Origin of the sequence: Planococcus sp. MB-3u-03, from assembly GCF_002833405.1 — a bacterium.
Classification (GTDB): domain Bacteria; phylum Bacillota; class Bacilli; order Bacillales_A; family Planococcaceae; genus Planococcus.
In genome coordinates, this window is the sequence record NZ_CP025135.1 from 2,801,497 (window position 1) to 2,813,640 (window position 12,144).

The window sequence follows — 12,144 nt, forward strand, 5'->3', positions numbered from 1 at the left end:
GAAGAAGTCTCTAGTCGCGGTACCACCTAATTCACTGCCCAGCATGCAGGCAGCCTCATTAATATCATGCGTAACGGGCATGAAGCGGATGGGCCTACTACAGTTTCAGCACATCTATTCGGGAGTGCTGCCGAATGCCGGAACCGCTGATTCGCACCATCCATCAGCTCTCTTTGGATTCCTCTGCACACGGCCTATCTCCGTCGCAATAGTTAATCGATATAATTGAATTGAGTCCATCATATACGGAAAAACTATTGTCAATATATAAAAATATTAAGATTTCTTTGCAAGCGTTTCCAATGCCGCTGCTGCTATAGGGATTGCGGCAAAATATTTTCTCCTCCGGCTTGTCCTTTCTGAGAATTCCGCATTCTGAGATAATTCAACTGCGATGGCCCGCACATGCCAGTAGGCTTCATTTTGCGTATAATGAATAGAGCTTCCCTTTTCCTTTGTTTCATTTTCCAGGAATAATGTCCTGAAAAATGGGTAAATGGATTTTCAGGGAAGATTTTGAATGCCCATTGAAAGGAGAACACCATTATGAAGCTGATCTCTATTATTGTGCCAGCTTTCAACGAAGAAGCGAACATCGCTTCGATGTACAAGACTTTGGTGCAAGAACTTGAGCCGCTTCCCTATCTGTATGAAATCATGTTTATCAATGACGGCAGCAGTGACGGAACTTTAGATGAAATACTCAAACTCGCCAATCAACACGAAACCGTAAAATATATTTCCCTATCCCGCAATTTCGGGAAGGAATCCGCCATGTTCGCAGGGATGAAACGAATCAAAGGAGATGCTGCCATCCTGATGGACAGCGATATGCAGCACCCTCCCACACTCATCTGCGAAATGATCCAAGGCTATGAAGACGGCTTCCATCAAGTCGTCGCCAAGCGTTCTCGCAAGGGAGATTCGAAATTGCGCAGCGCCTTTTCTTCCCTATACTATAAAGTGGTCAATTCTGTAACTGATGTCAGCTTCGAAGACGGCGAAGGCGATTTCCGCCTCTTGAGCCGCAAAGCCATCAATTCCATCCTGTCACTCAGTGAGAGCAATCGTTTTTCCAAAGGCATCTACTCATGGATAGGCCTCAGCAAGAAAACCATCAGCTATGAAAACGTCTTGCGCGCAGAAGGCGATTCCAAATGGTCCTTCAGCAGCCTCGTCAATTACGGCATCGACGGGATCATTTCATTTAATATGAAACCCTTGCGCATCTGTTTTTACACAGGATTTCTCGTGTTGTTCCTATCCTTGCTTTATATCGCTTTTACGTTCTACCAAATCATGGTGCGGGGCGTCATCGCACCCGGTTATTTCACGACCATCACGGCGATCCTGCTGCTTGGCGGCATTCAATTGATCAGCCTTGGCGTCATCGGCGAATACGTCGGGCGCATCTATAACGAGACAAAGCAGCGGCCGCATTTCTTGGTCGAGATGAGCAATGTGGATGAATACGATGAATCTTAAGCGCTTGAATACGGAGTTCACCCGCTTTGTTTTTGTTGGGGTCGTCAACACGCTCAGCTATTACTCCATCTACCTGTTTTTGCATAATGTGCTCGACTGGGCCTATATGCTGTCTCATATCATCGGATTCTTGATCAGCTTGAACATCTCGTTTTTCTTAAACACTTACGTAACGTATCGCGTAAAACCGACTTTGAAGAAATACTTGTATTTCCCGTTAACACAAGTCGTGAATATGTCCGTTTCCACATTCTTGATTTTCATATTTGTGGAATTCTTACACATCAACAGCAATATCGCGCCATTTGCCGCAGTGATTTTCACTATTCCCGTGACCTTTGCCGTTTCGGGGAAAATCCTTAAAGCGCCGGCGCAATCCAAATAACCATAAAGACGGTGGCATTATGCGCTCTTTTCGTCCCTATCTTCTACTGACAGTTGCATTTCTAGCCATGGCCGTGATCGGCCATGGCGTCTTTCTGTTTCAATGGACTCAAAACCAGTACATGGCCGGGCCCAACGACGGCCTTGCCCAGATGATGCCGTTCAAGCAATTGCTTTATGACCACTACACGCGCGGCGAATTCTTTTATTCCTTTGATTTCGGCCTCGGCGCTGGCATATTCAGCGAACTGTCCTATTATTTTTCCACTTCTTTCGTGTATATCACTACAATCTTGATTGTTTATCTGCTTGATGCCCTTCAATTGATCGGGGACCCCGATGTCCTGTTCTGGGCTAATGCTTCTGTGTTCATCAGCGTCGCCAGGTTGACAATCGTCTTGATCGTCGCCTACATCTTATTCCGCTATATGCGTATAACACGTTTATCGGCATTTGTCGGGGCAAGCATCTACGGGATTTCAGGGATGTACTTCCGCCACACCGCATTTTGGGAGTTTTTCGCGGATGCATTCATCTGGCTGCCCTTGCTGATTTTCGGAGCTGAAAAAATCTTCCGGGAACAAAAACCCGGCTGGTTTATGTTCGCGATCGCGATTTCGATGATCGACAATTTCTATTTCGCATACATCAATTTCCTGTTGGCAGGCATCTATATTTTATTCCGCATGTTCATTCCGCTTGAAAAGACGGAAACGAAATGGAAAAAGGCCGTTGCATTGTTCTTGATGGCGGGAGTGATTGGCGCCGGCATGTCCATGGTGTCGTTCATCCCTTCCGTCTATGCGTTCTTGAACAATCACCGCCCCGCTTTCCAGCAGGATATTCCATGGTTCGAAGCGACGGAAAACATCCTCTTCATGAGCCGCTATGTCCTGTTGCCGGCCATGTTCATGCTATTTTTGTTCATTCCATCGCTGTACAAGCTTCACCGTTTCCGGCTTTTTGCGTTGATCGGCATAGTGACTATTGTTCTTTACCACAGCCCCATGGTCGGCAGTATCTTCAATGGGTTCTCGGCCCCGCAACATCGCTGGGAATATTTCATCTCGTTTGTGTCGGCTGGGGCAATCGCCAGCGGCCTGGATCATTTCCATAAGCTTCGCTTGGAGGAAGTTGTCCGAGCCGCGATTTTGGCAGCCCTCTTTTATGGCTGGTTTGCATGGCAAGACGGCACACTTGAATTCACCACACTTTACCCCCGCCTGGCATGGGCCGGCCTCATCTTGACCTTGGCAGCCGCGTTGGCAGCGCCCGCCATTCGGCAGCGATTGCAAAAACCGTTATTGGCGGCTTTGCTGCTCGCTTTGGTTTTGGCGACTGCGAATGTCTATCAGAGCGAAAAACTGCTGGATGCTGGAAACATCTCGGATGTCGATGAAGATTTGATCACAGGCGATGATTACGATAACACCGAAGTACGCGCCTTGATCGATGAAATCCAAGAACGGGAAACGAGCGAGATGTACCGAATCGACTGGATGGAAGGCGTCCGCAATAACACGCCGATTGTCCAGGATTTCCAAGGGCTGAGTGCATACTCCAGCATCTTGAACAAGAACTTGCTGTATTTCTATTTATACGATTTGGAAATCGATATGGGCCGGGAAAGCGTCAGCCGTTACGCCACACTCGGCAACCGCAGCAATCTCCACAGCCTGTTGCAAGGCAATTATGCGATACGCGAGCGGAACGATCCGAATGTGCCATACGGTTTCCGCAAATTTGCCGCTACCGAAAATTTCATCGCCTACCAAAACCGCTATCCACTGCCTTTCGCACGCCCGGCCTTCCAGGTTTATCAAGAGGCCCAGCTAGCGGATGAGCCGCCATTGCTGCGTGAACACGCCATGCTCAGCGGAATCGTCTTGGATGAAAACATAGAACCTGAGCCCCTTCCCGACCGCTTCCCCGGAGAAGCTGATTATGAAATCGAAGAGTCGGGCGCAAGCTATGATGAGGGCTTGCTCGATATCTCCGAAGAAACCGGCGGGATCGATTTGCTGCTCGATGAAGTTCCTGAAGAAGGCGATTTGTACATCTCTTTCCATCTGGAGAATACCGCAGCAGACCAAGGTTTTCCGCTCGAAGTCAATGAGTTCCGGACGACCCGCAAGTCCAACCAGTCGATTTACAAGACTTTCGTCGATGACTTGACGATCCGTGTCGAGGCTGCAGAAAGAATTGAAATCCGCATGCCTGAGGGAACTTACAAACTTACGGATATTGAAATAGTGAAAGAGCCCTACGCCCTTTTGAGAGAGCAAAATGCATTGGCAGACCGCACCAGCAACTTGAAGATCGACGGCAGCCAGGTCGACGTCACTTACGATAATCAAGATGGAGCACCTTTCCTCAATTTATCGATTCCTTACGAAAGAGGTTGGCAGGCGACCATCAATAATGAACCGGTCGATGTGCTGAAAGCCAATTACGCGTTTTTAGGGGTTCCTCTCGAAGACGGCATGAACGAAATTGAGCTGCGCTATCGCCCGCCGTTCTTTTTGCCTTCCCTGTTCATCAGTTTGGCATCGCTCGCGATCGGACTGTTTTGGCTGCGCCGGCGAAAAAGAAAAGAAGCCCGTGGGCATGAGCCAAAAGACACCATGACGAATTAACGGGTTTAGCTCCCCTCCTACATGTGTAAGGTAAGGTAATAACAATTTCTAGGAGGAAGGAGAAAATGCGATGAAATCATGGTTGATGCTTATGCTTTTAGGCCTTTTACTGCTGCTGGCGGCATGCGGTGACGACACAACGGAACCTCCAACGGAAACGGACGGGGCCGAACCGCAAGAAGAGGAAGTCGAAGAACAGGAAGGTGAGCCACAGGATGGTTCAGGAGGCGAATCGGAAGGAGCCAGCGAAATTCAATTGCTGACGGTTGAATTCCTCAATGCCGACGGGGACGCGACCGGCACTGCCGAATTGACGGAAGAAGATAATGGGGTCATGGTCAAATTGAATGTAGAAGGATTGGAGCCTGGCATGCACGGCATCCATTTCCATGAAGAAGGAATGTGAAGCGCCTGATTTCGAATCAGCAGGCGGACATTTCAACCCGACAGGCGCAAGCCATGGACATGATAACCCGGACGGCCCTCATGCAGGCGACCTCCAGAATATCGAAGTGGCCGATGATGGCACTTCAACGGACGAACTGACCGCAGAAAACGTCACTTTGCAAATCGGCGAAGATAACTCATTGTTGAAAGAAGGCGGAACAGCGCTCGTCATCCACGCTTCAGAAGATGACGGCCAAACCGATCCTTCCGGAGATTCCGGTGAACGCGTCGCTTGCGGCGTGGTGACAGCTGAATAAGTAATTTTTAAAACAGCCTGGGAATCTTCTCCGGCTGTTTTTTTAGGGTGACACTTAATTCTCTGCCGGCTGGAGTTAAGGTTTTCTTCGCGTTTAGCATGAAATGGAACGGGAATAACTACCATATATTGATAACGAGGAGGACATCTATATGTCAAAAGATAAATATGAAAAAATCCATGACCAAGTTGATCCCCAGGAACAAGACCATCAGCCTGGGATAGAAAGCGAAATGTCTCCGGAACCGATATATGATGACGAGCATTACAAAGGCGCCGGCAAATTGGAAGGGAAAGTCGCATTGATTACAGGCGGCGACAGTGGAATCGGGCGTGCTGTAGCAATCGCTTATGCGAAAGAAGGTGCCAGTATCGCCATCGCCTACCTTGATGAACACGATGACGCGGATAAAACCATCGAAGCCGTGAAAGCCTACGGTGCAGAAGCCCAGAAATTCGCAACGGATGTGAGCCAAGTCGAGAATTGCCATCAATTGGTGGTTGATGTAATCGGTGAATTTGGCCAATTGAATATTCTTGTCAACAATGCGGGGAAGCAATTCCCGAAAGACGATTTCCTTGATATCAGCCCCGAACAATTGCGGGAAACTTTCGAGACAAATATTTTCAGCATGTTTTATTTGACCCAAGCCGCTTTGCCGCACCTATCCAAAGGCGACAGCATCATCAATACCTCATCGGTGACCGCTTACCGCGGCTCGCCTGAATTGATTGATTACTCGTCCACCAAAGGCGCGATAACGAGCTTCACCCGTTCTTTATCCGCCAATATCAGCGAACAGGGCATCCGAGTCAACTCGGTCGCCCCGGGCCCGATTTGGACACCGCTCATCCCGGCAACATTCAGCGCCGAAAAAGTCGGCGAACACGGCGGCGATACGCCGATGGAGCGGCGCGGGCAGCCTGCTGAACTCGCTCCGGCTTATGTCTATCTCGCCTCCGCTGACTCGACTTACGTTACTGGCCAAGCGATTCACGTAAACGGAGGAGACTTTATCAGTTCATGAGATGATCTTTTTGCATAACAAAATCCAATAGAGTATTGGAATGAAGACACCTATTCAAAAAAAGTTGTATAGGAGGGCATGGCATGAAGCACATCGAAGCAATCTTGATGAAATTTGCAATGAGCTTTGCGGTCGTATTTCTGGTTCTTGGACTGATTTACGGAGTTCGTGTATTCGACATTTTCGTAATCAGTTTAGTGATTACAGCCGTTGGATATGCCGGCGATATGTTGATATTTCCCCGTACATCCAATAAGATCGCAACTGGCGGCGATTTAGTGCTCGCATTCCTGATTGTTTGGCTCCTTGGAGAATTCCTGATCGAAAATCCGGATTTCTCCTTGGTCGCTGCAGCTATCTACACAGCGTTGCTGATTGCTGCGGGCGAATGGTTCTACCATATCTACTTGAAAAAACGCCTATGGGAGCAAAAAGAAACATCCCATACTTTAAAACAAGAGCCGAACCGAAAATAAAAACAAATAAACAAAAGCCGATCATTTTTAATGATCGGCTTTTGTTTTGCTTTCAGGAACAGGCGGATAAAACCGTGTTTTCTGGACCGCTGAGAAATGGGCTAGCGGTTCCTTGGCATGCCAGCCAACAGGCAGAAATTGCGCAAGTGAGTTTTCAGCTATTTCAATATGGACATTCTGCAGCTGCCAAGGAGCATGCGCAATATCCACACGGTACAGGACAGCTTTCGGCTTTGTCCACAAACGATAACGTTCCGTCAGCCATCGCTCGAGCTCAGACGCCTTCAATATCCCGGCGCTTGGCGTAAAGCCCATCCGGAACCCCTCTCCGGTTCCGGATGCAGCAAGACGGCTCATAAACACATAGCGTCTGTCTTTTTTCACAACTTTCATACGGGCATATCGATAAGGAAGAAACCCTCCTGCACTTGCCGCCTTTACAACTAGCAAGCTATCGGCATCCAGGCTGAAGAAATAGACTCCGGGCCGGCCGTTATACGTTACATATGTTCTGACATTCAATTCACGGTACGTCCCTGCGATGGGAAAAGGCAAGGAAAAGCGCAGGCGCGTGTGATCGGCAATGAACGGGACGACCCCGATCCATGCCCGGCCTTCGAATAAATCGATTTCGAGCTCTGCCGGTACGTACGGGCGCAGTGCCTCAGGCGAAATCGGCCAATGCAAAAACACGAGATCCCGCCATGTCTGTGCCATGATCCATGGTTTTTTCATCTATGCCTCCCCCTTTTAAAAAGATCCATAACTAAAACGGGACGAAGATAGATTCCCCGTCCCGCTCGATGTTTCTAACCTTTTAATTTGTCTTCCGGAAGTGTATCATGCGACTCCAGCGGTCCCGGCTTCAAGACCGGTTTCTGGCCGAATGCTTCCGGCTGCCCGTACTTGAATGGATGGCCGTCTGGCGCATTGCCGCTCATCCACGGAAGCTGTGCACTGTCTTCGCCTTCCGAGAAATTATAAAGCGTATGGGAATACTCCGTCGCTTCCCATTCCGGCGGCACTGTGGAAGGCACGATCACGCTACCTTCTTTTTCTTCCAAGTCGCGGATTGCCGCAATCCACTGGTTTTGGTGCATAGTATCGCGAGCCAGCAAGAAGGACAGCAAGTCTTTTACCCCTTTGTCGTCGGTCATGCTGTACAAGCGTGCGACTTGAAGGCGGCCTTGGGATTCTGCTGTGACATTCGCGCGGAAATCGGCAAGCAAATTGCCGCTTGCAATGATATATCCCCCGCTCCACGGCACCCCTGCACTGTTCTCAGGTGTCGCGCCAAGACCCGAAACGATTGCATGATGCGGGTTCATGCCACCCATGATCGCCCCGATCACCGGATCGCTTGCCGCTTTTTCCTGTTCGTAAACCGGTGCGCCTTCGAGCAATTGGGCTACCATGGTCGCGAGCATTTCAATATGGCCGAGCTCTTCTGTCCCCGTGTCCATCAGCAAATCTTTGTATTTTTCATTTCCTCTTGTGTTCCATCCCTGGAATAAATATTGCATGGCCACAGACATTTCGCCGAACTGCCCGCCGATGACTTCCTGCAGCTGCTTTGCAAATATCGGATCCGGCTTATCCGGTTTTGCTTCGAATTGCAACTCTTTTCTATTGAAGAACATTTAACTTCCTCCTCTTAGTATGGTCATTTATCGTCCTCTATCCGTCCTTCGCTGCCTTTATTAGCATCTTTCGGATGGCCACCATCGTAATCCGAATCGTTGCCCCCAGCATTGAATTCTTTCTTCTGCTGCTGTTTTTTCTCGATCGATTGCTTTTCATCGACTCGGCCTTCGCTGCCTCGAATACTGTCCTGAGGCTGGCCTCCATCATAATCCGAACTATTTCCGCCTGCATTGAATTTCTTTTCATCCGTGTCTGAATTCACTTGATTCTCAGGTCCTTCACGCTGGTTCTGCTCTTTACCCATCGTTACGCCTCCTTGGAAAACCTGGAATTTCTATTCCCTAGTTATGTACCCCGAAATACCAGACCGAAACGAAATAAACTATCTTTTCAATTAATTGACCATATAGTAATGGAACCGTACAAGTTTCAGAGCGTAAAGCACCATTAGTGCATCGCTAATTAGAAATTTTTCACAGAAAAAACCTCATTCCATTTGAATGAGGCTCAATCAAAAACGCTATTTTATTCATTAATCTCAGCCAAGGCTTTCTCGATGCTCGAATAAGTTTTCAGCATATTCTCCCGGTCGAGGTCACGTACCAATTCAGTTGCTGCCTGAGGGGTGACGCCCGTGATGTATAGCTGGCTCCCCATGATGCGGAGCGCTTCGCAAATTTGCGTGAACCAGTGGAGCGGAGATTCCTCGTTCCAGGTCAATCCTGTTATGTCGAGAAGCGCGTGTTCAATCCTGTGCTCGCTGACATATTCGCACAACTTCACTTTCAAGGTTTCAAAACGCTGCAGGTTCATCGTCCCGACTAGCGCAACCGTTGCCACGTTCGGTTGGATCGATAAAATCGGCAGCATCAGTTTCTCTATTTCGCTTTCATTGGCGGTAATCGCTTCCTGCTGCATTCGCTCAACCGTGATATCCGTCTGGGTGCCGATGAAATAGAGTTTTCCTTCGACTGTCACCGGCGAGATCGCCAGCCGGTTCCAAAACGGCGTTCCGTCTTTCCGGTAGTTGCGCAGAACCACGGTCAACTTTTCCTGGCTCCTGATCGCTTGCCGTATTTGGTCGACGGCTTCCGGAGCCGTTTTCAACCCTTGCAGGAACCGGCAGTTGCGCCCAAGAATTTCTTCTTTTCGTAACCTGTCATTTCCGTAAATGTGTGGTTTGCGTAAATGATCGGGTTGTCTTCTTTTCAGGATCCGTGACGATGGTGCCGACTTTGCTGCCGTCCAACATGGCTTCAAGCAGCTGAATCTGTGTATCCACTTCCATTTTCTCCATATAAATTAGTTCACCTCAAATTTTACTCATATTATTTTAGCACAGCTTTGCACGCAGCCAAAACCGGGAACTTCCGGAAGTTTCAGGAATCCGTCAAAGGGTAAATGTAGAAACAAGAGCTTTCTAAAGAAATGGAGAGGATACCCAAATGGCAAAAGTATTGGCAGTATTATCAAGCGGCTATTCAAACGAAGAGCATAATTACGTAACCGGCTGGTGGGCGGAAGAATTATTCGAGCCCTTGGCGGAACTTGAAAAAGCGGGCCATTCGGTAGGCCTAGCTTCCATCGACGGCGGCAAACCGGTTGTCGACCCCCTGAGCCTCGATTCAGCATACGATCCAGAGGGCAAATACAAAAAATTATACGACTCCGGCATTGCGGATAAGACAACCCCAGTCGTGGATGTCAAAGCGAGCGATTACGATGCCATCATGATTGTCGGCGGCCATGGCGCCATGTTCGATTTGGCGCATGATGAAAATCTTCACGCCGTCATCAACGTCGTCCACGAAACAGGCGGCATCATTTCCGCTGTCTGCCACGGCCCAGCCCCGCTCGTCTTTACAAAAACGAAAGACGGCAAGCCCTTATTGCAAGGATTGAAAGTGACGGGCTATCCGAATGATATGGAACCGGAAGAAGTGGACGGGCTATTGCCGTTTAGCCTGGAAGATGAAATGGGAAAAATTGCGCAATACGACAAAGGCGACGGGCAAGATGAATACATTGTTTGGGGCAGCGACCGCCTCCTGACTGGCCGCGATCCCGGTTCCTCACAGGCATTCGGCCGCGAGTTGGCGAGGAAGCTGACCGAAATGGAAGAACATCAACTCGACAAACACTTGAAGTGAGTACGCCGAAGCGATAGGCCTGAAAAATATAGCAAGCATTGGAGGAGGAGAACAAATGGATAACAAAAATAACCACAACGACAAGGACAAAGAACAGGAATATATGAAAACGAGCGAGCAGGAATTGGAGCGCAAGCCGCCCGTAGAAAAGGAAGGGCTTGAAGAGCCAAGAACAACAGGTTACAAGCCATTGCAGCTCGGATTGATCATTTTCGCCATCGCTGTCTTGGTGATTGTCGGATTTGCGATCGGTTTTGACTGGTTCGGCCTGTTCGGGAATTGATTGCATTGCCAAGTTCACGTAAAAAGCGGCAGACAGGATTTCCTGTCCGCCGCTTTTTTATATGCCACATTAAATTTGTTCACTCAACTGGACTTCAAAAGTTTTCAGTTCGCCGTTCCGGTAAGCTTTGACCGTCACTGCCCCTTCTTCTTTCACTTCCGTATAGAGATATTGACGAAGTTCCAAGACGGAAGTGACTGCCTGTCCGTTCAATTCAACGATGGTATCTTTCGCTTCGATTCCCGCTTCGTCGGCGCCGGATCCTTCCTGTACAGATTGGACGACAATGCCGTCTTCCACTTCAGCCGGGAGGTTCAATTCCGCATTTCTGATTTCTGCAGGTATCTGTTCGAGTTCAAGCAATGCTACGCCTAGAGACGGACGGGACACTTCCCCTTCCCCTTCAAGTTCGGAGATGATCGGGATCGCGGAGTTAATTGGAATGGCAAGGCCAATTCCTTCCACTGCGTCCTGTGCGATTTTCATCGAGTTGATGCCGATGACTTGGCCTTGTGCATTCAATAATGCGCCGCCACTGTTGCCGGGATTGATCGCGGCATCGGTTTGAAGCACTTCCGACTGCCAGTCTTCCTGGCCGTCTTTATTGATGTCGATCGGGACAGCACGTTCCGTACCGGAAATGACGCCTGTCGTCACCGATCCCGAAAATTGAAGGCCGAGCGGGTTGCCGATGGCAATGACGGGCTCTCCTGATTTCAGCACTGAGGAATCGCCAAACTCTGCGATCGTGTCAATTTGCGCTCCCGGGACTTTCAGGACTGCGAGATCGGTCCATACATCCGAACCGAGCACTTCCGCTTCAAGCTCTTCACCGTCCGCCAAGGTCACGACGACTTCTTTAGCGCCTTCCACTACGTGATGGTTCGTGACAACGTATGCATCATCGCCTTGCTTTTTATAGATGACGCCGGATCCCGCCCCTGCTTCTTGCGTAGAAGTTTGTGCGAACGGATTATTGCCCGCTTGCAGGTTGGAAACGCCAACCACTGCATCTGCCGTCTGCTCGACGGTTTCCGTGACGTCTGTGGTGACAATCGCTGACTCGTTTTGCAGTTCACTGGTTTGAACGCCCGCAGTCGCAGATTCTGTTTCGCCCAAATCCGTTCCTGTGACCAGTGTCCCGACCAGCAATGCGCCTGCCAGTACGCCCCCGAAACTGGAAGCCATATAGCGTTTCCACGGATTCTTTTGGTCATTCTGACGCGGTGTATTATAGTAACCCATTATTTTCCCATCCCCTTTAATGATTGTTGGCCGTCTGCCTTGTGGCTTTCGATAGTCTTATCATACAAAGCAGATATGAAAAAATTATGACCAAACATGCAACAGAAATG

General features: G+C 49.1%; 13 protein-coding genes and 1 pseudogene. 8 read left to right on the forward strand and 6 right to left on the reverse strand.

From position 1 onward, the window contains the following. Nucleotides 1-546: 546 nt before the first annotated feature. The 6 genes and pseudogenes from CW734_RS15245 (at nt 547) to CW734_RS15270 (ending at nt 6,712) form a co-directional block, all read left to right on the forward strand. Nucleotides 547-1,485: a glycosyltransferase family 2 protein gene (locus tag CW734_RS15245; protein WP_101191552.1), complete on the forward strand. Its 939-nt coding sequence runs from the start codon at nt 547-549 to the stop codon at nt 1,483-1,485. Next, on the forward strand, nt 1,475-1,870 hold the full coding sequence (locus CW734_RS15250) for a GtrA family protein (RefSeq protein ID WP_101192217.1): 396 nt from the start codon (nt 1,475-1,477) through the stop codon (nt 1,868-1,870). The genes CW734_RS15245 and CW734_RS15250 overlap by 11 nt, the downstream gene beginning before the upstream one ends. A 19-nt stretch (nt 1,871-1,889) precedes the next feature. After that, complete coding sequence (locus CW734_RS15255; RefSeq protein ID WP_101191554.1) at nt 1,890-4,505, forward strand: YfhO family protein; 2,616 nt, start codon at nt 1,890-1,892, stop codon at nt 4,503-4,505. A 70-nt stretch (nt 4,506-4,575) separates the two neighbouring features. Continuing rightward, a pseudogene (locus tag CW734_RS20115) lies at nt 4,576-5,209 on the forward strand (superoxide dismutase family protein). Between the two features lie 151 nt (nt 5,210-5,360). Next, nucleotides 5,361-6,236: an SDR family oxidoreductase gene (locus CW734_RS15265; RefSeq protein WP_101191556.1), complete on the forward strand. Its 876-nt coding sequence runs from the start codon at nt 5,361-5,363 to the stop codon at nt 6,234-6,236. Nucleotides 6,237-6,319: 83 nt separating this feature from the next. Further along, nucleotides 6,320-6,712 carry a YndM family protein gene (locus tag CW734_RS15270; protein WP_101191558.1) on the forward strand — a complete coding sequence of 131 codons (393 nt, stop codon included), beginning with the start codon at nt 6,320-6,322 and terminating at the stop codon, nt 6,710-6,712. 27 nt (nt 6,713-6,739) lie between these two features. Here the strand turns inward: CW734_RS15270 and CW734_RS15275 are convergent, their stop codons facing one another. The 5 genes from CW734_RS15275 to CW734_RS19480 form a co-directional block, all read right to left on the reverse strand. Next, nucleotides 6,740-7,447, reverse strand: a complete 708-nt coding sequence (locus tag CW734_RS15275) for a YqjF family protein (RefSeq protein WP_101191560.1) — start codon at nt 7,445-7,447, stop codon at nt 6,740-6,742. Nucleotides 7,448-7,521: 74 nt separating this feature from the next. Next, entirely contained in the window at nt 7,522-8,352 is an 831-nt protein-coding gene (locus tag CW734_RS15280) for a manganese catalase (protein ID WP_101191562.1), read from the reverse strand. Between the two features lie 23 nt (nt 8,353-8,375). Further along, nucleotides 8,376-8,660 carry a hypothetical protein gene (locus CW734_RS15285; protein ID WP_101191564.1) on the reverse strand — a complete coding sequence of 95 codons (285 nt, stop codon included), beginning with the start codon at nt 8,658-8,660 and terminating at the stop codon, nt 8,376-8,378. A gap of 221 nt (nt 8,661-8,881) precedes the next feature. After that, complete coding sequence (locus tag CW734_RS15290; protein ID WP_232787090.1) at nt 8,882-9,463, reverse strand: STAS domain-containing protein; 582 nt, start codon at nt 9,461-9,463, stop codon at nt 8,882-8,884. 52 nt (nt 9,464-9,515) lie between these two features. Further along, nucleotides 9,516-9,638, reverse strand: coding sequence for a hypothetical protein (locus CW734_RS19480; RefSeq protein WP_269801467.1), 123 nt, complete (start codon nt 9,636-9,638; stop codon nt 9,516-9,518). A 163-nt stretch (nt 9,639-9,801) separates the two neighbouring features. Here CW734_RS19480 and CW734_RS15295 point away from each other — a divergent pair, with 163 nt between their 5' ends. Both CW734_RS15295 and CW734_RS15300 read left to right on the forward strand, forming a co-directional pair. Continuing rightward, nucleotides 9,802-10,506, forward strand: a complete 705-nt coding sequence (locus CW734_RS15295) for a type 1 glutamine amidotransferase domain-containing protein (RefSeq protein ID WP_101191566.1) — start codon at nt 9,802-9,804, stop codon at nt 10,504-10,506. Nucleotides 10,507-10,561: 55 nt separating this feature from the next. Then, on the forward strand, nt 10,562-10,789 hold the full coding sequence (locus CW734_RS15300; protein WP_101191568.1) for a hypothetical protein: 228 nt from the start codon (nt 10,562-10,564) through the stop codon (nt 10,787-10,789). Between the two features lie 69 nt (nt 10,790-10,858). Here the strand turns inward: CW734_RS15300 and CW734_RS15305 are convergent, their stop codons facing one another. Then, on the reverse strand, nt 10,859-12,034 hold the full coding sequence (locus CW734_RS15305; RefSeq protein WP_101191570.1) for a S1C family serine protease: 1,176 nt from the start codon (nt 12,032-12,034) through the stop codon (nt 10,859-10,861). Nucleotides 12,035-12,144: the final 110 nt, after the last annotated feature.

Bases quoted from the DNA above. Each gene is read 5' to 3' on its own strand.
- CW734_RS15245 (WP_101191552.1), top strand. From the start codon at position 547: ATGAAGCTGATCTCTATTATTGTGCCAGCTTTCAACGAAGAAGCGAAC.
- CW734_RS15250 (WP_101192217.1), top strand. From the start codon at position 1,475: ATGAATCTTAAGCGCTTGAATACGGAGTTCACCCGCTTTGTTTTTGTT.
- CW734_RS15255 (WP_101191554.1), top strand. From the start codon at position 1,890: ATGCGCTCTTTTCGTCCCTATCTTCTACTGACAGTTGCATTTCTAGCC.
- CW734_RS15265 (WP_101191556.1), top strand. From the start codon at position 5,361: ATGTCAAAAGATAAATATGAAAAAATCCATGACCAAGTTGATCCCCAG.
- CW734_RS15270 (WP_101191558.1), top strand. From the start codon at position 6,320: ATGAAGCACATCGAAGCAATCTTGATGAAATTTGCAATGAGCTTTGCG.
- CW734_RS15275 (WP_101191560.1), bottom strand. From the start codon at position 7,447: ATGAAAAAACCATGGATCATGGCACAGACATGGCGGGATCTCGTGTTT.
- CW734_RS15280 (WP_101191562.1), bottom strand. From the start codon at position 8,352: ATGTTCTTCAATAGAAAAGAGTTGCAATTCGAAGCAAAACCGGATAAG.
- CW734_RS15285 (WP_101191564.1), bottom strand. From the start codon at position 8,660: ATGGGTAAAGAGCAGAACCAGCGTGAAGGACCTGAGAATCAAGTGAAT.
- CW734_RS15295 (WP_101191566.1), top strand. From the start codon at position 9,802: ATGGCAAAAGTATTGGCAGTATTATCAAGCGGCTATTCAAACGAAGAG.
- CW734_RS15300 (WP_101191568.1), top strand. From the start codon at position 10,562: ATGGATAACAAAAATAACCACAACGACAAGGACAAAGAACAGGAATAT.
- CW734_RS15305 (WP_101191570.1), bottom strand. From the start codon at position 12,034: ATGGGTTACTATAATACACCGCGTCAGAATGACCAAAAGAATCCGTGG.